Source organism: Paraburkholderia sp. HC6.4b (assembly GCF_014200875.1).
Taxonomy (GTDB): Bacteria; Pseudomonadota; Gammaproteobacteria; order Burkholderiales; family Burkholderiaceae; genus Paraburkholderia; species Paraburkholderia tuberum.
On record NZ_JACHDC010000008.1, the window covers coordinates 1 to 18,418 of the forward strand.

Below are 18,418 nucleotides of genomic sequence, written 5' to 3' on the forward strand. Positions count from 1 at the left end.
GTGGTTCGTCGTCTCCGGCGGCTACGCCGCCTCCGACTCCTCACCACCGGCCAAAACAATCGTCAACGACCGGCCAAGATAATTGTCGCCGCCCAGGCACTGAACCGGAAACTGTCTCTGTGATGATTCGCTGCTTTGCTACTGTGAACCCGGCTGCTTCGATTTCTTGTACTTGATTGTCCGTCGTCTGATCGACGGTAGAAACACGGCAATAGCAAAATAGTCGAGTCATCCGCACCTCATGTGTCCGTAAAGGAGGTACGAATCGTACCAGGTGTACGCAACGTATACAAGCTATTTTTCGGACACATCGAAAAGGTGTGTACGCAAGTGCTCGGTTTCGGACATTGCGTACAAAAGGTAGTGCACTACCTTTTGTACGCTTCGCGGATCATCGGACTTGGCTTGCATTCGGCACGCTCAATGCAATAGTCCTCCGCCTGACGTCGCGGGCAACCTTGGCTGTGGAGAAGCATTGCGCCGTCCCTGCGCACCTGGCCTGAGCAACAGGCACGGCGGACAAAAGGGTGGTACGCCTTTTTGTCCCATGAGGTGCGCGGTCTAAGTATCGCCATTTCCCCCAGACAAAAAATTCGCCCTGAGTAGGCTGTCGGATTCGAATCGATTGTTTATTCAGTTGGATGTCATTGCGCAAAGCAAGCACGACAGAAGGCTTCTTTTGGGAACTTGCAGTTATTCAGCACCCTGAGGAAAATGTTCGCATTAACCAGAGGAGATCAATCATGGGCGAATCATCCAACTCAAATGTCGATTACCTATCGAATCGATTCGAACGCATTTTGCGGACCAAACATTCGAAAATGCGTTGCCAGCAACGTGGAATCCCGGATGCTTGCATTCCCCTTATCGTGGATTTTGGAGACCACGAACACGATGGCCGTGGAGCGATTCGGATAACAATGACACGGCGTGCGATGCGACAGCTATATCGCACCTATGGGCGCACGTCGCGATTCGAGCAACTGGAAAACGTCTATATTGTCATATCCGCGCATGACCACGCAGTTATAACCGTAGGTCGCCTTTACCACTGAGGTTTATGCAGTCGCGTTCGATACCTTACGTCTTCCAGAATTTGCGGTCCTTTCCACGATTCTCAGCCCCACATGCAGACAAAAAATAGTCAAATACATAGGGCGGTTATGCGTACAAGTGCTCCCACTCCTCGCCACACGCATATCGGAGTGCAGATAGCTTGCCGTTCAAATTTTCCAGATCGATGTCGTCGATAACCACCAGGTTTTCCGCACCAATCTCCTCTTCGATCTTTTGCGCAGCCCTCTGCGCACTGGCCCATCTTTCGTCAGAGATGTAGTCCAGATTTTCTGGATATTTAATTGCATGCCACTCGGTGTCGCTGAGGACCTGTATTTCGCCTTCTTTGATCGATTCTCGAAGGTTCAGGTAATTCACGTTATACCAAATCTGCTTTCGAAGCATTTTAATGACTTCAGAAATCTCGGCCAAAGAGCGAGGCTTCTTTTCGAAAGGCCCGTCGTTGTTGTCGTTATCTTCGCCACAATATTCTTCGCAATTGGGGCTGACGACAGCGTTGATAGGAAAGCCTTCGGTGGCAGGCTTATTTTCAGCGGGAAGGTCGCTGTTTGAGTCTTCGCCGAAAAGGGCTTCGTACATCGGGGAAGTTACAGCAATGATTTTCTTTCGTTTCATGGTTGGTTATTTGGATTTTGTTGGGCTGTACGCCCGTCATGGATTAATAAGTGACAACAGGCGCGACGTATGGCGACCAGCCGGTTGTAAGCGGATTCAGGGTACCAGCCCCGTTAATTGTTGAATGCGGGCGACGAAGGAGATAAAGGAGACAATTCCGACCAAGTCACTTCAGTTATTAAAGATTAGCTAATAAATTTTCTGAAGGACTTAGTTTTATCTCCTTTACCTCCTACATCTCCTTTTACGACCCGCCTACTACACGCCAAGTGCGCCCGTTCTTATTGTCGCTGGCGACCTTCAGTGACAGACCATCGCAGATGCGATCACGCCGGTACTTCAGCAGCCTTCCGATTCCAGAGGTGGTGAGCTTCGGATTTGGTGATACTGCAAGTACGGCTTCGTCCAACCTTGTATCGGTTGTATCGAACGAAGATGCACGACCACAAGCCGAAAAAATTTCCTTCGCTGTAAATGTACGGCTGCCGAAGGACGCCTGCAATGCGCATAGCAGATCGCGCAGTCCATCACGTTCAGGGTCTTCGGACTGATTCTGCTTCAGTAGGTCCATTACATCGCCGAACTGGTTCGGTGCGAGTGTCTGCGCGATGAAAATGACCGTCTGACGCACGAACTTGTCCCACTCTTCGAATGAAGCAACGCGTCCTCTTGCAGGCTTGAACTCAGCGGATGTCAGGCAGAAACGGATCAACGTCAGCGCTGCGACAATCATTTCGAGACGGTGCGTCTGGCAGTATGGAAGCGGGTCTACATCGAAAGATCGTCCAAAAGGAGTTTCGACGTTTGCATCGATGCGGCAGACAACGACGCGCCTCGCCATGTCGCCAGACAGGACCATGTTGTTGCCGGTCAGCAGAACGACCGCGTTGTTCGGTACGCTAGAAACTTCAGACTTCGAGAGAACACGATCTTTGAACTGCTCTGTCGTAAGCATGGCCGCCATTGACGCGCTGTCGAACGTGCCAACAATGTTATCCAGCACAATCGCGCGATCACCTGCCAGCAATGCTGCAAACAGACGCTTTCGCATTTCAGCATCGTCATAGACGGGCGGGTAAAGCTCCGGTTCAATACCCGTTGTCAGCAAGGCGGCACACTGTGCAAGCAACGTCTTTCCGCTACCTTGCGTTGGCGCGTCATAACCGAATGCCGGAACGGCTGGCACAGCAGGTCGAACGGCTGCGGTCAACAGCGCCGCGAGATGCGCCGAACGTCCGAGATGGTCCACGAAGGGAAATTGCCGGAATGGATACCACAGCTTTTCCAGCGCCTTCCGTGCCTGTTCTTCAGTCGGGAACATCGGAACAGTGATGTCAAATTCGTGATCTACTTGAAGGAGCAGTCCAGTCTTAACATCGTAGCCGGGTTCGATCAGCAGACTGCCATCTGGCCGCAATGTCGGCGCCGAAATCACCGCCTTCAACCGCTTGAAGTTACGTGGAACGCCCGGCGACAGGATCATTTTGAACAGCTTGTCTGATGGGTCTTCCAGAACCTCGACCTGATGACCGTTCGAGGACACCAGACGATAGAACTGGACCATACCACCGAGCCAGTAACGAAGAGAATTCTCATTGAGCGCGACAGGCTTGCCATCGATGACGCGTACTACCGAATTTCCGAATTCGTAAATTTCCGGGTGATCGCGCATGATCTTCATGACATGGTCGGCCATCTCGCGTTCATAGCCTTTGCGCTTCTCGATTTTCACTACCTTGTTGCACAGCGCGAAGCTGACGCCACCGTGGGCGAAACTAAACAGGTTCTGGCGACCGGACAGGAACAGCTTACCGACGACACGTCCGCCGTCGTAGTCGGGTTCCAGTGGATCAAGGGTCAGCATTCCGTCATAACGCTGCGGGTCAGCCAAGACTTCGCCAACAGTCACTGGTTGATGATTGCCTTCAGGATCGACCACGGTGATCGACCAGTCAGCCATGAGCTGCTTACGCTGTGGATCGACAGCGTAATCCAGCATGCGCGTGACTAAGTCCGAAGGCATGGTCGGATTTGACTTCGTAAATTGTTCGAACCGTGCTTCGCGCCATTCGTCGAGCTTCTGTGCTGCTATGGTTGCCACAGCGATCCTCGCGGCGGCCTTGTACTTGTCAGCAACGGCGACGACTTCCGGGGGCGCAGTCGGAATCACGGTCTTCGTATCGACGGTACGCTTTGCGGCTATCTGGACCAACGGGTGACGGCGTTGTTCCAACGGAGGTTTACAGTCGGCGCCACCGGCGAAATCGATGCGATTTGTCTGCCATACCGTCGAGTCGAAAACACCCCGTTCCAGCAGCGAACCGCTCGATGACACTTCGACGTGGCCGTGGCCCGCCGCCCACAGGTGAACCAGCAACTCTTTGCCTGCGCGTGGAATATCAGCCGCGTCTTCGACGATGAAATAGATGCGTTGCCCTTTAATTCCGGCAAGGCATTCGCCAGTATCAGCGTTGTAGATTTCTGAGGACGTGCTTGGCATCCACACGGAATCGCACTCTGCAAGCACCGGGCAGACAGAATGAAGTAAATCAAAAAGATCGTTGCGATCCAGCGGTTCCGAACCGTCCTTCGGTGCATCATAGTCCAGCATGAGGACGCCGAGACCAGCAGGCCACGCAAATGCGGATGCTTTACGCGGTATCGCGTGCTTAGGACGCCCAGCACTTTGCCACACTGCCTCAGTCATCAATTCCATTTCAGGATGGGGCGCGACGCCGTAGATGCAGCACTGCTGTGGCGTCAGAAGTTCAAGCAGTTCGGCAAACTCATCGACGGAATCGAAGTTCTGAAGGAGAAGTTTGCCGGACGAGACGTTGCCGTGTATCTGTTTGTCGAGTTGGCCTTCGGGAGACAATGAAAACGACTTGGTAATAGGTACTGGCGACAACAGGACCGTCAGGCTGACAGGCGGCGGCAGATCGGCCTGCTGTTGTAATGCGGCATTCGTAATGCCGTCGATGCAGTCTTGCGACACCGCTGCGACCGGTGCTTCGTCGGCATTCGCCGACAGGATATTGCCTTCTTGGAACGCGGCGCACGCCGGTTCCGTGTATGTAGATTGTTGTTGATACATGGAATGAATTGTCCCGCGCAGCTTACGCGCGGCCATGACCGTACTTCATCGACCAACGAATTGATTGAATATCAACGCGCGGGCGGTCAGAACGGCTGCTTTATGGAGAAATACGCCCACTCCAATCAAATCCGGTGAGATCACGCGGCACTTTCGTGGAGACGGGCGGACTAGACAATCATATAGACGCGGTGAGCAGAACAAGCCACCGCTTAGGCGGGCTATCGGCACGGTGCCGAATACCCTTCACTTGATACTCATCGCGATGACACTCCATTTCCAAATGCGTTGTCACCGCTGTGAGAATTTGTATTATCTCAAATTCTGCAACCCCCGTCAATAAAGAGTTGCCGCCGCACCCTTTTTGTGGTATCGCGCCAACATTCCAGCTACAGCGTTGTGAACCACCTTGCCTTTATTGACACTCGCATTTTTCCGGTGAGTGCTGAATCGTCAGCACGGATCGCGGGACTAATAGCCCGAAACACCGGTGAGCGCTCACGAATCCGTGATGACTGAAACAGTCGGCCACCGACAGTGACACCGTTCCGCTGAACCATTGAACGGACTGGCACGACTGTCGGGACAGCGAGTTTTCCATCGCCAACAGTCGCGGGTGCAACAGTCGCCAGCAACCTTATCAGTGCAACAACCAATCAATCATCAATCGTTCGACTGCAACACGCAACGGATGACAGTCATTGGCTACTACCATCGGCTACAGTCACCAACCACGATTACCCGTCACCGGCAACCAATATCCATACCGTCACCGCCTACCATCACCGATCACAGGCAACAGGCAACAGGCAACAGGCAACAGGCAACAGGCACAACAATAACGCACCACTGGATCGGGTACCAAGTGCGACAGTCGCGATGGGTGCTATCAGTCCACCGTGCAATTGCCAGCATTGGTAGTCATCAGTCAGCGGCACCAGCCAGTCCATTGTTACCGATGACACCAGTCACGGAACAGACCGCCAAACAGCGCGGCGACCATTGGCACAGTGAGTGCCACCATTGCATGGCAGTGGGCTGATGGTCCGACAGACAGGTACAGTAGTGGTGAACGACGTGTCACCATCACCTGGCAATCCTATACAGTGTGACGCAACTGTAGACCAGTAAAGGATCACTCGGTCCACCATTGCAACGGTGGTGCAGTACAGTTGGTCATTGGAACCTACACCACTGGCTACCATTGACAGACCGTCTACCAATGGTCCCGCATTGGTAATGCGCCCGGTTACCACCACTGTGGTGGCATTGGCCCACTACCATTGGTATGGTTTGTCGCTGCCGTTTGAAACAGTCACCTACAGTACCAATGGCAACAGTCATTGACAGTCGAACAATAAAGTGCAACGGGGCATCAGCCGACAGCAACCGTCATCTCCGAGAACCCGACAGTTCAACAATGCAATGGTGGCGACGGTCCGACTGCTTCCACGAACGCAACAGTCGAAGCAGTACCAATGGTCACGGCGGCATACCATTGCGCTGGGAAAGGGTTGCAGTCAATGACGCGCCGCCCGCAACGGTCGCCAACAGTGCTGAATGACAACGCTACAGTGCTAACCCACTGTTCTCGTAATGGTGCGCCAACGCGGCTTCGCTTGGGCGATTCCGAGGGGCGGATGGAAGGCGCAGTTTCTTCCCATGCAGCGCACCATATTCCGTGGAACGCATCGCTGCGGCGATCATTACGACATTTGCCTTCGGTTCAATCGCCAACAGACCTAGATCAAAGAGCGTGTGGAGGTCCGTGCGCAGCAGAAGACCGTTGCCGACGTGGTTCGTTTGCGGCCCTTGGTAGGGAACAATGTGTGCCGCTTCTAAGATTTCCACTACGCCCGAACCGCTGACTGCGCAGTGCCCTCCGTATGCACGAAGCAGCTTACTTCGGAATCCGCGCTGGCCTTGTCGCTGGACAATAGCGGCGAAGGTCTTCCGTCGTGCGTCTTCGACACTATGAGGATCAAATGCACCCGATGCTTCGGCCTCATCCTGCATGTCGCTCATCTCAACGCTCAACGTCGCGCCGTTTGGCTTCGCGTTTCCCCGTTCGATCCGAAATCCCATCGCTTCGAGTTTTCGCTCGACCGTTGTCGCCCCGCCGTTGAAATCTCGCCAACCTAACGGCCCGAGTTTCGGGAACTGGTGTCCGTGCGCTGCGCCAAAGATCGCCTTGGAGTCGTAGCGCTTGCCGTTGATAAGCAGAAAATAGTCTCTCGCTTTGCCAAAGCCGTATTTTTCGAGGAAAGCGTCCCGACCGGACCGGTCGAACTCTTCCACGGCTTTCAGCACGGCTTCGGGGTCATTGACATCAATGAAGGCCATTTTGTTCTCTTGATAATGAGAGAGTCACGCGTTAAGTCATCCGACCTGACATCGGTCGATCCTCTGCCTGTGAGACAAGGTAGTCCGTCACAAGCCACATACCATTGTCAGTGGGCGCTTCGGGGAAGTTGAGTGGCTTTAGCGGCGACAGGTCTAACACCAAACGAGAAGACGCCGATATAACTGGCGATGAATCAGCAAGTCGGCGAAGGTTGAAGGGGTTGCTGTGGTCGCCCTCTTCGTTCCACACGATCCAGAAACCAAACGGGAAGAACTTGAAGACGTGTCCGTATATTGCCGTTCCGTTCCCACCCAAGAATCCCATAGCCGAGTGCTTCATGACGACCCGTCGTCGATACGGATAGAACCAATAGTAGACGCACACCTCATCCGGCAAACTTGCTGAAGAATCACGCACATACGCCCGAAGCGCGTCATCCAGTGGAATGGCGCGATCCTTCACCGTCACATCGGGAACCGCATTTGCCGCCAAGAGATGTCCAAGTACTGAACGAAGAAAACGGTTCGGCTGGTAGTCGAATAGTTGCGTTCGTGGCAAGGCCAACCGACTAACCGTTGCCCTTCGGAAATAAGCCTCAATGGTGCGAACGGCATCCCTTAAAGCAGGATCATATTCGGTTCCAAGCAGCATGTTATTGCACTGCCCGCATATCGTTCGGAAGTGCGATCCCCCCTGAGACAGAACCGGTTTGCCCGGTTTCTCCGGGCTGCTGCCGTAGACGTGGCTGATTACTGAATCGTTAATATTCCCGCAACCCTTGGGCGGCACGTGATCTTTCGTTAGAGGGCCATGCACCCGGCAGATCGCGCAGTAGCCGACGTTTGGCCCCCGGTTCGTCAACCTTTCAATTATGTTTTTCGAGTAATCGGCCATACTGGATCGCCACTAAAGATTCAGGTTTCCAGACTCACAATTGTCGCGCCACGGAGCGTGGCTTCGGGCAGCGGGGCGGCCCTGAGTCGTCGTTCATTCCCGTCGATCCACACGCGGCATGAAATATCCTTACTGTCCGCGTCTTGCGGATGGATTCGAATGTGCAGGATCGCCGGTCCAGGAATCCGACACGCGTTACCGCCGAAGCTGGCACTAATGGGGCCGACCAAGCCGATGTCCTTGTCGTCCGGGTTCGGCGATTCCCGAGAAAACCAGTAAGCGACAAAGACGCTTTTCTTTGCCTTTGGCGGAAGGTCGAATTTTTCGACGAAGCGCGGGCCGGTTGATCCGTCGTACAGTGGCGCGTTCATCACGTAGGCGGAACAGTCCTTCAGATCTACGTCCGACCGGTTCTGAACGATGGCTGCAACGCTATAGCTGCGAAATTGATCGTTGAATGCGAAATCCGGCGACCGCACGTCGTCGGCAACCGTCACGACAAGCGGCTGCATGTATCGCTGGGTCTTGATGAAACCAGCTACCGCGTAGAAGCCGACACCAATGACAAAGCCGCCCGCTGCCCCGACGACGTTGCTTACGAACGGGTCGCTGGACACATGGACGCCGAACTTTGAAAGGACGAAGCCGCCGAACGAACTGCCGAACAGCGTAAGCCATCCGAATGTCTGCGCGAACGCATCGTGAATCGTGTACCAAAGCCAACGGCGCATGAACAGCCACATTTGCTTCCAGTTCATTCGGCTTTCCCCGAGATCCGCCAATCACGCAGTCAGCGCGTCCGGCGCATCCTTCGATTCCATCAACTGGCCGACAGTTGGTCCAAGCTGCTGGACATCAAGACGCGGCAATGACTTCACGATCTTCATCGTTTCCAGACTGACGGTCACGACCCGCTGAAACAGTTCCAGCGGGTAGCGAGGATTGTTCATCGTTTCCACGGCCCAATCGTTGGCGTCATTGACGATGCCGCTGTCCTTGTCTGTCTTCACGCACTGACGTTCGACGACCCAATCCAATGCCGGTTTGCCGTTCACGACATATTCATATGCTTCCAAGGGAATGCCCTTCGCCGTGATCTTGTCGTTGTAGATCAACATCGTCGGGTCCTTGTCTTTGCCATTCTTGCCGTACCGCATCTTCTCGACACGGTAATCCGCATCGGTCAGCAACAGCCCGCTACCTTCGATCTGCAACGGGTGCTTCTCGACTGTTTCGTAATTGATGTGGAGGTCGGCCAGCTTCCGGCCCGCCTTGGAGAACGCCCAGAAGTCGGCAGCGGCTTTCACGCATGGGATGCGCGGCAACTCCTTTCCGAGATTGTCGGCATAACGTATCCTATAGTCAGGCGAGTGCAGCAAACCATAAACGTAGTAGAAAATGTCTTCCTTGGTGATCTGTTCTCCGGGATAAGAAGGCTGGAAATGAGCAAGCCCTTCGTCGGAGATTGCATCGCGGCACTTACGTTCATGCTTTGCTGGCTGCGAAGCATCAAACAGACCGCCCTGCATCGATTCGGACTTGATTTCATTGCTTGCATCGTCGTAAAGATAGAGTGGGAAGCACTGTGTGCCCCCTATAGTAGCGGCGATACATAGGTCAATCGGGGCATCGGACATCAACGCCGTAAAGCCCGAGACAGAACCCGGACCCGGCGCAGAAATGCAAATCACACGGTTAGTCGCCGTCTGGTCGGGGAAAATACGCGGCATCTGATAGACACGGTTATTAAAAAAACGGTCAAAGTAAAGCCAAGTCTTTGTGAAAGGCCGATACAGGCTCTTTACTAATACCGTCTCACTGTACTTACCTAGACGACCACTTCCCACCCCAAGTTTTTGAGCATGATCCCAACTGATCTTTGCAGGATCGACGTCGATGAAGCTGGCAACCGAACTTTCGCGGGTCTTCTTGTCTGATCCACCATGCGCTTTGCCAAAACGAGTTACCTCGCTGTTATAGAAGTCAATCATCCGCCTCATATTTGAGGACAAGCATTTCAGTGATGCGTTGTAGCACCAAGCGTCACGATTGGTCTTGACCCCACTGGAATAGCTGAGGAACAGCGCACTCGCCTCCTTACTGTCCTTATCACCCATCGCGATGTACTCGCTGAATCGATCATCGCGTTTTTTCAGCCAGTCGCCGTATTTGTCGGGCATGACGACCTGCCAGCCGTTGATGGCCCCAATCCCGGCGATGCTGGTGAACGCGGCGATCTTTTCCAACTTCTCTTCGCGGCTCAGGTAATCCCCGATGTCATGGAAATAAATCTGGCCGTGCTGCGCGGCGTCCGGATTCTTGACCAGAATCGAGACAGCAACCGGAGCGCGACTTCCCATACCGAACACGTTGTCTTTCTCTCTGCGACGCAGTTCCCCTGACGTGCGTGCATTACCACGTAGATGGAATACGTAGATGCTGCTGAACTCGTCAGCCAGACACTTTCGCAAGCCATCGGCAGTGTTTGCTTCAAGAAACCCGGCATTCGTCACGAAACCGATCACACCACTCTTGCCGATCCGGTCGCTGGCCCAGCGAATTGCGCGGATGTAGCTGTCGTAGAGAGCGGTTTTAAGCGTGGCAGACGAGCGTGCCGCATAGGTACCACGTATGCGGCTGTCCAAATGCTGATACGCGATATTCTGGTTATTGTCGTTGGCGCGGGTCTGACCGACCGAATATGGCGGGTTTGCCATGATGACACGAATATCCAGCTTCTTCTGCCGTTTGCGGCGGGCGCTATTTTGGACCAATAGCGCATCCACCATGTCTTCCTTCTCATACATTTGGAAGGTATCGGTGAGGCATATACCCTCGAACGGTTGGTACTCGCCGCCGACGATTCCATGATAGACCGCTTCGATATTGATCGCGGCGATGTAGTAGGCCAGCAGCACGATTTCGTTGGCGTGGATTTCGTGCTTGTACTTGTGCGGCAGTTCTTCCGGCTTAATCAATCCGCTTTGCAGCAACCGCGTGACGAATGTCCCGGTGCCGACGAAGGGATCGACGATGTGGACTCCCTTGCTGCCAAGCGTCTGACCGAACTCGGCTTCCAATATGTGGGCGACGCTATGGATGATGAAGTCCACGACTTCAACCGGCGTGTAGACGATGCCTAACCGCTCGGTCATCTTCGGGAAGGCGTTGCGGAAGAACTTATCGTACAAATCGACGACGATCTTCTGCTTGCCCGCTGCGTTGTCGATGCCTTCAGCACGCATTTTCACGCTTTCATAGAACCGTTCCAGCGTGTCGGCTTCCTTGTTCAGCCGGTGTTCTTGCAACACATCCAGCACGTCCTGCATGGCAAGCGACATCGGATTGTGCTTTGCGAAACTGTAGTCTTCGAACAAGGCGTCGAATACTGGCTTCGTAATCAGGTGCTGCGCCAGCATCTCGATGATTTCGCCATTCGTGATACTGCCGTTCAGGTCATCGCGCAATTCATGTGCAAAGGCATCAAAGGCTTCACGCTCGTTCGCATTGTCTGGGTTTTCGATGATGCCGGTGATGCGGTCGATGTGGGTCCGGGCAATCTTCGCTATGTCGTTGGCCCAATCTTCCCAATGATGGCGGTTGCCGACCTTCTGCACCAGCTTGGCGTAGATCGCCTTCTCGATCTCGCCGATCTCGAATTCAAGTTCGCCTTGGTTAGGTTGGGTCTGTTTCTTGACCACGTCGCCGATACCGAATCTGCCCTTACCCGCAACCTTATTCTTCGTGCCCTTTGTTTTAGGTTGCTTCTTCTGGACCTTGTCGGTGATGGCGATAATCTCCATCTTGCTGGTGTTCCTACCGGTCAGGTCCAGCTTGTTCACCATCGCGTCGAACTTATCGTCATGCGACCTAAGGGCTTGTAGTACCTGCCACACGACCTTGTAAGTCTGATTGTCGTTGAGGGCTTCGTGCGGCTCGACGCCCGCAGGGATGACCACCGGCAAAATGACGTAACCGCGCTTCTTACCGGGCGCATTGCGCATGACGCGTCCGACCGACTGGACCACGTCCACTTGTGAGTTGCGTGGCGTAAGAAAAAGCACGGCGTCGAGGGAGGGGACATCCACGCCTTCGGACAGGCAACGGACATTGCTGAGGATGCGGCACGTGTTTTCGGGCGCATCGGCCTTCAGCCACGCCAGCCTTGCTTCCTTCTGACTAGCATTCATCCCGCCATCAACGTGTTCGGCCTCACAAGTCAGACGGACTGCTTGCTCAAACTCCTCAGTCGCTTCAGCATTCTGATAAGCCTCGACGACCTCCTGGAACATCCCGGCAATCTGCTTCGAACTGACTTTGTGAGATTTGGCACCCTTCGAGATTTCAATAACCTGGCAGAATGCGACTGCGCGTGTCATCGGATCACCGTCGCCGACCAACTCTTCCGCCAATCCTTGCTTCGACATTGCCTTCCAGCAGCCGACAATCTTCGCCGCATCGTCAACCTTTAACTGGTTGTTCTCGTCCTTCAGCAAGTCTTGCAGACGACGGCTTACGTGGGCTTCCTCGACCGCCAGCACAATCACCTTGTAATCGACCAGCAGCCCACGCCTGACTGCTTCGGAGAAGGTTATGACGAACAGTTCGTCGCCATACAAGGCTTTGTCGTCCATCGAACAAAGAGCGACGTTGTCTCGTTCGGCGGTTGCCTTTGCTGTATCCGCATAGATACGCGGGGTCGCCGTCATGTACAGGCGTTTGGCGGCGCGAATGTAACCAGCGTCATGCACACGGACGAAGGTACTTTCATCCTCGCTGTCGAACGTCGCGCCGGTCGTGCGGTGCGCTTCGTCGCACACGATAAGGTCGAAGTCGGCCAGCCCTTGTTCCTTCTGCGCCCGACTGATGACATCAATCGAGTGGTACGTGCTGAATACGACGCTCATATGGTCATCGTCGTGTCGCTTCAGCATCTCCGAAGCCAGTCTTGTGGCATCCGTCGTAGCCGGGTATCGCAGTTCGTGGACGAAGGTCTGAACGGAGTCCTCCTCCTTTTTGCGCTTCTTACCCACATCGCTGTCAGAGCATACGGCAAAGCTGTGAAGCGGCGTCTCCGATTCCTGCGTCCATTCCGTCAAAGTCTGTGACAGTAGGGAAAGACTTGGAACGAGAAACAGCACCCGCTTGCCAGCGCCAGCCAATGTTTCGGCGACTTTCAGGCTGGTGAATGTCTTGCCTGTGCCACAGGCCATTATCAGCTTACCCCGGTCGGCATCGGCCAATCCCGCAATCACGCCATTCAGGGCATTGGTTTGGTGGTCGCGCAGCGACTTCTTCGCCTTGATAATTGGGGCAGTCTTCGGCTGGTACTTGCTCCAATCAATCTGACTGCTTTCCAGAGCGAACAGGTCGATCTTCGACACGGGCGGCTGTTGGTCAAACAAGGCGTGTTCAGCGTGTTCGCTCCACGGCGCGTTAGTTGTTGCGACGATGACCCGCTGTGCGAACGGCTTCTTGCCCGACGCAGTGAAAAAGCTGTCGATGTCGCTTTTCTGTACGCGATATTCCGACGCGTACATCTTGCACTGAATGGCGTGGTATTCGCCGGTACCATGCGTCTTCGCCACAAGATCGATACCGGCGTCTCGCTTGTCCAGTCCTTGCAGGTCCGCCCATTCCGCATACGTCCATACATCGCTGTATAGGTCGCGGTACGTGGCTTCGTTCCGCAGATAACAGACGATCAACTCTTCGAAGTAGGTCCCTTTCTCCCGTTCCGTGACGGCGGCTTGGCGGAAGGTATCGAGCAGTTTTTCGAGGGCGGTCATAGTGTTGGTAATTAGGGAATCGGGCCGAACGGGCCGCAAGGACGACATTATGCCGCCCCAGTCTGGTATATCGGCATCTTTCCGAATCTCCATAATGCGGGAAATACCCGCAGCATGCGGGTTGACTCAATTCAAACTGAGGCCGGAATCATGGCGACAATGAACGAACATGGACACGTCGTTGCAAACTGCCCCACTTGCAGCGGTGCACTGACGTCATTCCTTATCGGCGATCCACAGCGCGGGCCATACGGGCAGATATTCCGTCAAGTTGACGCCGGTCAAACCGAGATATACAGGTTGGCTCGGTGCACGGGATGCGGTGCGGGCGCACTCATCACGCTTTTGGCGTCGAATTTGCACGGGGACCATCCAGAATTAGCCGACTTCTACCCTGAAGCCGAAATTCGTCAAATCTTACGTACCGCCGTTCCAGAAGGTATCGTCAAGGAATTCCGTGAAGGTGAGGAATGCGCCGAAGCGGGATGCTACCGGGCGGCTGCAGCGTTGTTTCGGTCCGTGCTCGACACGACGCTGCGTGCTAACGGATACAAGCTAAAGAAGGGCACGTCGCTTGAACAGCAAATCGACCTCGCCGCCGCTGATGGCGTAATCACTGCTTCGCGCCGCAAGCGTGCGCATGACGAAATTCGGACGTTAGGAAATTACGTGCTGCACGAAAAATGGCGTGAGGTCACGCCAACCGAAGTCCAAACGGCGAAGGAGTATGCAGCACATCTCCTCCACGACTTCTACGACGACCGGGAAACTGTTCTGGCGTTGCTGCGCGAGAAAAATCGAATCGCGGAAGAGGGCCGCCCCATTGACGTTGACGGATAGAGGTGGGACCTGCTGCTAGGACAACGAAGACTGTTGACCGATTGCCAGACGCGGTGCCTTTTGCCTCGACGACGAACAGCCACCACTGTTGACCCCACATCACAGCATGTGTCATCCTCGACTCAGACAGGTAATTGTCCTGTCACCCTCATGTCACCCTCGCGGGGTGTCAAACCAAGTAACGACGGAAGAAATGCGCAAAAAAAATGGCCTAGCCATCGGCTAAGCCATTGATTTTATTGGTGGAGAGGAGGAGGATCGAACTCCCGACCTTCGCATTGCGAACGCGACGCTCTCCCAGCTGAGCTACCCCCCCAACACAAAAATAATTCTAGCACAGCCATTTTCCCTTTTGCCAAGCCTCCAGCCCCGGGAAAACCTCATCTGGACGGCGCGCCCGCGAGCACCCAGTCGACCACCGCGCGGATGTCCGCATCGCTCATTGATTGATGGGCCGGCATCGGAATCATGCCCCATACGCCGGAGCCGCCGTCCTTCACCTTGCGCGCGAGTTTGGCCGGCGCCTGCGCGTCGCCCTTGTACTTCGCGGCGATTTGCTGGAACGACGGACCAACCAGTTTGCGATCGACCGCGTGACAGCCCATGCACGCATTCGCGGCGGCGACCTGCTGGCCGCGCGGCGCCTCGCCCGCGCGAACAACCGACGTCATCGTGCCGGCGAGCGCGCCCACCACCAACGCGAACACGACACCCGCACGCGTCATACCGCGCATCAAGGCACCGCCTTCGGATTACCCGGTCGCACCGACGTCGACGAGTTGACCGGCGCAGGCGCCTGCTGATCGAGCGGCCGCGCGCTCACCGACGAATCGGGAATCGCGCCGACCGTCGGCTCGCTGACCTCGGGCTGCGAGGCGGCCACCGGCGCCGTCGCACCGGCGGCCGCAGCAGCTTCGGCTTCCTGCGGCTGGATGTACTGGAACACCTTGACCACCTCCACGACGCCCGGCACGCGGCTCGTGACGTCGGCGCCGATATTGCCCTCATTCATCGTGACGAGGCCCATCAGATAGACGTTGCCGCGCTCGGCCACGACCTTGAAATTGTTCGCCGAAATGTTCTTCTCGGCGATCAGAGCGGTCTTCACGCGCGTTTCGAGGTAGGTGTCGTTGGTGCGCGACGAGAACGAGCTCGCCGGCGCGATCGCCAGTTCATTGACGATCGTATTCACGTTGTTCATGTTCCGCACAATGCTCTCGGCACGCTGCTTGGACGCCTCGCCCGCGACCTCGCCGGTCAGCAGCACGCGGCGGTTGAACACCGTGACGTTGACGTGCGCGGAGTCCGGCAGATTCTGGCTGATCTGCGACAGCGCCTTCACCTGAATCTCGCGATCCTCGGTCTGCGCGCCGAGCGTGCGGCGGTCGGTCGCCATCAGCGCGCCGCCGCCCGCCGCGGCCCCGACAGCGAGAAAGCAGCCTTGCAGCGTGGCCGACAGACCCGCCGCGAACCCGACCACGAGCACGGTTCTCACCAGTGTCTTCTTGATGCGGAAAACGCTCATCAACTAGCTCTCCTTCGAAATCAGTCTCAGTCTTCGCCGAGCAACATGGCATCGATGCCGTCGCACAGGCAATGGATGGTCAGCAGGTGCACTTCCTGGATGCGCGCCGTGCGGTCGGACGGCACGCACACGTGAATGTCGGTGTCGCTCAGCACCTCCTGCGCGCGTCCGCCGCCCTTGCCGGTCAGCGCAACGACGATCATTTCGCGCTCATGCGCGGCTTCGATCGCGGCGAGCACGTTCGCGGAATTGCCGGATGTGGTGATCGCGAGCAACACGTCGCCGGGCTGACCGAGCGCCCAGACCTGTTTCGCGTAGATCTGTTCGAACGAATAGTCATTGGCGATCGCGGTGAGCACGGAGGTGTCGGTGCTGAGCGCAATGGCCGGCAGACCTGGCCGCTCGCGCTCGAAGCGGCCGATCAGCTCGGCCGCGAAATGCTGCGCGTCGGCGGCCGAACCGCCGTTGCCGCACGCGAGGATGCGATTGCCGTTGGCGAGCGCGGCGAACATCGTGTCGATCGCGGCGGCGATCGGCATCGACAGGGTTTCGAGGGCTTCGAGTTTGACTGCCGCGCTGTCGCGGAAGTGTTGTTGGATGCGTTCGACTGACATCGAGTCTCTATCTTCTACCGCGAATGGACCGCACTGCGCGGCCGTGTTGTGAAGTCATACTGCCAGGCTGTGGCCGCCGATGAGTTCGCGCGGCACGCGAGCGCAAGTTTATCGCACTCACGCGCGTTGTCTGCGCTGTCGGTCAGACTTCGTCGGCGCGAAACGCATCGCGCAACCACACGAGCCTGCCGCTCTCGAACGCGACGACGTCGAAACGGCACGCGGGTTCGTCGCGCGGGCCGCGGTTCGTCGTGGCGCGCGTCGCGAGATAGTGCCGCGCCGCTCGCACGATGCGCTGTCTCTTCTGCCAACCGATGCTCGCAGCCGCACCGCCATAATGCCGCTGCGCACGCGCGCGAACTTCGACGAACACCAGCGCGCCGTCACGATCACTCATCACGAGATCGATCTCGCCGCCCCGACAGGTGACGTTGCGCGCCACGAAGCGCAGACGCTGGCGCTGCAAATATTCTCGCGCGCGTGCTTCGAAAGCCGCGCCGACGGATTTGGACTGGTGAGCGCAGGAAAAGTTGTGGGCGGTTTTTGGACCGGCGTGTATGGGCATCTTTTGCGCAGTGTTCGGCACGGCCTGCTCGCGCAAGCCCACATGGCACAATGTCGGCCTCGTTCCGTCTGTTTGTGTCTTCCGTGTCATGACTCCTCTCTCCGAACTCGCGCAAGGGCAGCAGTACCCCGCCGCCGCGCTGTATGTGGTGGCCACGCCGATCGGCAACATCGCCGACATCACGCTGCGCGCGCTGCACGTGCTCGGACTCGCGGATCGCATCGCCGCCGAGGACACCCGCAACACCGGTCAGTTGCTCGCGCGCTACGGCATCTCGAAGCCGCTCGTCGCCGTGCATCAGCACAACGAGCGCACCGCCGCGCAGCGCGTGATCGAGTATCTGCAGGCCGGCGAGCGCGTGGCCTACGTGTCCGACGCGGGCACGCCGGGCATCTCGGACCCCGGCGCCAAGCTCGTCGATGCCGTGCGCGAGGCCGGCTTCGTCGTGGTCCCGCTGCCCGGCGCGAGTGCGCTCGCCACCGCGCTCAGCGCGACCGGCGACTGGGCCGCGACGTTCTCGTTCCTCGGCTTCCTGCCGCCGAAGCCGAAGGCGCGCGCCGCCGCCTTGCAGGCGCTCGCGCAACATCCTCACGCGATGGTGTTCTACGAAGCGCCGCACCGGATCGTCGAGACGGTGCAGGCGCTCGCCGATGTGTTCGGCGGCACACGCCGTCTGCTGATCGCGCGGGAACTGACGAAGTTACACGAAGCCCTGCACCAGGGCACCCTGGCCGAAGGGCCAACGTGGCTCGCTGCCGACGCGAACCGGCAGCGTGGCGAATTCGTGCTGGTGGTCGAAGGCGCGGCGCCCGAAGCGGCCGGCGAGCACGATCACGACGCGCTGCTCGGCATCCTGCTGGAAGAATTGACGGTGAGCAGCGCGGCGAAGGTCGCGGCGGCGCTCACGGGCGCATCGCGCCACGCGTTGTACGCGCGCGCGCTGGCGCTGAAGGAAGACAAGCCCGAAACGTGAGGGTCGGGCCCGGCGGGTAAAAGGCTGACGGCAACAGAAAAGGGCCGCATGTCGCGGCCCTTCGATTTTCTGCAGACGGTTGGTTCAG

At 56.6% G+C, this 18,418-nt stretch carries 13 protein-coding genes and 1 tRNA gene; 2 read left to right on the plus strand and 12 right to left on the minus strand.

The window, feature by feature from the left end; genetic code table 11:
* Positions 1-40: 40 nt before the first annotated feature.
* The 7 genes from HDG34_RS13665 to HDG34_RS13695 form a co-directional block, all read right to left on the minus strand.
* Complete coding sequence (locus HDG34_RS13665) at positions 41-232, minus strand: recombinase family protein (RefSeq protein ID WP_311734757.1); 192 nt, start codon at positions 230-232, stop codon at positions 41-43.
* Positions 233-1,161: 929 nt separating this feature from the next.
* The gene (locus HDG34_RS13670) at positions 1,162-1,692 is read right to left on the minus strand and encodes a hypothetical protein (protein ID WP_184060803.1); all 531 of its coding nucleotides are present in this window, start codon (positions 1,690-1,692) and stop codon (positions 1,162-1,164) included.
* A gap of 244 nt (positions 1,693-1,936) precedes the next feature.
* A complete protein-coding gene (locus HDG34_RS13675; protein WP_184060805.1) occupies positions 1,937-4,822 on the minus strand; it encodes a hypothetical protein in 2,886 nt (961 codons plus the stop codon).
* Between the two features lie 1,533 nt (positions 4,823-6,355).
* Positions 6,356-7,129, minus strand: a complete 774-nt coding sequence (locus HDG34_RS13680; protein ID WP_184060807.1) for an HNH endonuclease — start codon at positions 7,127-7,129, stop codon at positions 6,356-6,358.
* Positions 7,130-7,160: 31 nt separating this feature from the next.
* Positions 7,161-8,024: a hypothetical protein gene (locus HDG34_RS13685; RefSeq protein ID WP_184060809.1), complete on the minus strand. Its 864-nt coding sequence runs from the start codon at positions 8,022-8,024 to the stop codon at positions 7,161-7,163.
* Between the two features lie 20 nt (positions 8,025-8,044).
* A complete protein-coding gene (locus HDG34_RS13690; protein WP_184060811.1) occupies positions 8,045-8,782 on the minus strand; it encodes a hypothetical protein in 738 nt (245 codons plus the stop codon).
* 24 nt (positions 8,783-8,806) lie between these two features.
* On the minus strand, positions 8,807-13,813 hold the full coding sequence (locus HDG34_RS13695; RefSeq protein ID WP_184060813.1) for a type ISP restriction/modification enzyme: 5,007 nt from the start codon (positions 13,811-13,813) through the stop codon (positions 8,807-8,809).
* 150 nt (positions 13,814-13,963) lie between these two features.
* Here HDG34_RS13695 and HDG34_RS13700 point away from each other — a divergent pair, with 150 nt between their 5' ends.
* Entirely contained in the window at positions 13,964-14,653 is a 690-nt protein-coding gene (locus tag HDG34_RS13700) for a DUF4145 domain-containing protein (RefSeq protein WP_184060815.1), read from the plus strand.
* 240 nt (positions 14,654-14,893) lie between these two features.
* Here HDG34_RS13700 and HDG34_RS13705 read toward each other — a convergent pair.
* The 5 genes from HDG34_RS13705 to HDG34_RS13725 all read right to left on the minus strand — a co-directional run bounded on the left by HDG34_RS13705 (position 14,894) and on the right by HDG34_RS13725 (position 17,357).
* Positions 14,894-14,969 (minus strand) — tRNA-Ala (locus tag HDG34_RS13705).
* Between the two features lie 64 nt (positions 14,970-15,033).
* Positions 15,034-15,387 carry a c-type cytochrome gene (locus HDG34_RS13710; protein ID WP_184060817.1) on the minus strand — a complete coding sequence of 118 codons (354 nt, stop codon included), beginning with the start codon at positions 15,385-15,387 and terminating at the stop codon, positions 15,034-15,036.
* Entirely contained in the window at positions 15,387-16,178 is a 792-nt protein-coding gene (locus tag HDG34_RS13715) for a BON domain-containing protein (RefSeq protein WP_184060819.1), read from the minus strand. Before HDG34_RS13715 ends, HDG34_RS13710 begins: the two co-directional genes overlap by 1 nt.
* 26 nt (positions 16,179-16,204) lie before the next feature.
* Positions 16,205-16,792: a phosphoheptose isomerase gene (locus HDG34_RS13720; protein ID WP_062125567.1), complete on the minus strand. Its 588-nt coding sequence runs from the start codon at positions 16,790-16,792 to the stop codon at positions 16,205-16,207.
* A 142-nt stretch (positions 16,793-16,934) separates the two neighbouring features.
* Positions 16,935-17,357 carry a YraN family protein gene (locus HDG34_RS13725; RefSeq protein WP_260321178.1) on the minus strand — a complete coding sequence of 141 codons (423 nt, stop codon included), beginning with the start codon at positions 17,355-17,357 and terminating at the stop codon, positions 16,935-16,937.
* Positions 17,358-17,445: 88 nt separating this feature from the next.
* Here HDG34_RS13725 and rsmI point away from each other — a divergent pair, with 88 nt between their 5' ends.
* Positions 17,446-18,330: a 16S rRNA (cytidine(1402)-2'-O)-methyltransferase gene (gene rsmI / locus HDG34_RS13730; RefSeq protein WP_184060823.1), complete on the plus strand. Its 885-nt coding sequence runs from the start codon at positions 17,446-17,448 to the stop codon at positions 18,328-18,330.
* Positions 18,331-18,418 lie beyond the last annotated feature (88 nt).

Excerpts from the sequence above, each read along its gene's own strand:
- HDG34_RS13665 (WP_311734757.1), bottom strand. The coding sequence starts at position 232 with ATGACTCGACTATTTTGCTATTGCCGTGTTTCTACCGTCGATCAGACG.
- HDG34_RS13670 (WP_184060803.1), bottom strand. The coding sequence starts at position 1,692 with ATGAAACGAAAGAAAATCATTGCTGTAACTTCCCCGATGTACGAAGCC.
- HDG34_RS13675 (WP_184060805.1), bottom strand. The coding sequence starts at position 4,822 with ATGGCCGCGCGTAAGCTGCGCGGGACAATTCATTCCATGTATCAACAA.
- HDG34_RS13680 (WP_184060807.1), bottom strand. The coding sequence starts at position 7,129 with ATGGCCTTCATTGATGTCAATGACCCCGAAGCCGTGCTGAAAGCCGTG.
- HDG34_RS13685 (WP_184060809.1), bottom strand. The coding sequence starts at position 8,024 with ATGGCCGATTACTCGAAAAACATAATTGAAAGGTTGACGAACCGGGGG.
- HDG34_RS13690 (WP_184060811.1), bottom strand. The coding sequence starts at position 8,782 with ATGAACTGGAAGCAAATGTGGCTGTTCATGCGCCGTTGGCTTTGGTAC.
- HDG34_RS13695 (WP_184060813.1), bottom strand. The coding sequence starts at position 13,813 with ATGACCGCCCTCGAAAAACTGCTCGATACCTTCCGCCAAGCCGCCGTC.
- HDG34_RS13700 (WP_184060815.1), top strand. The coding sequence starts at position 13,964 with ATGGCGACAATGAACGAACATGGACACGTCGTTGCAAACTGCCCCACT.
- HDG34_RS13710 (WP_184060817.1), bottom strand. The coding sequence starts at position 15,387 with ATGCGCGGTATGACGCGTGCGGGTGTCGTGTTCGCGTTGGTGGTGGGC.
- HDG34_RS13715 (WP_184060819.1), bottom strand. The coding sequence starts at position 16,178 with ATGAGCGTTTTCCGCATCAAGAAGACACTGGTGAGAACCGTGCTCGTG.
- HDG34_RS13720 (WP_062125567.1), bottom strand. The coding sequence starts at position 16,792 with ATGTCAGTCGAACGCATCCAACAACACTTCCGCGACAGCGCGGCAGTC.
- HDG34_RS13725 (WP_260321178.1), bottom strand. The coding sequence starts at position 17,357 with ATGCCCATACACGCCGGTCCAAAAACCGCCCACAACTTTTCCTGCGCT.
- rsmI (WP_184060823.1), top strand. The coding sequence starts at position 17,446 with ATGACTCCTCTCTCCGAACTCGCGCAAGGGCAGCAGTACCCCGCCGCC.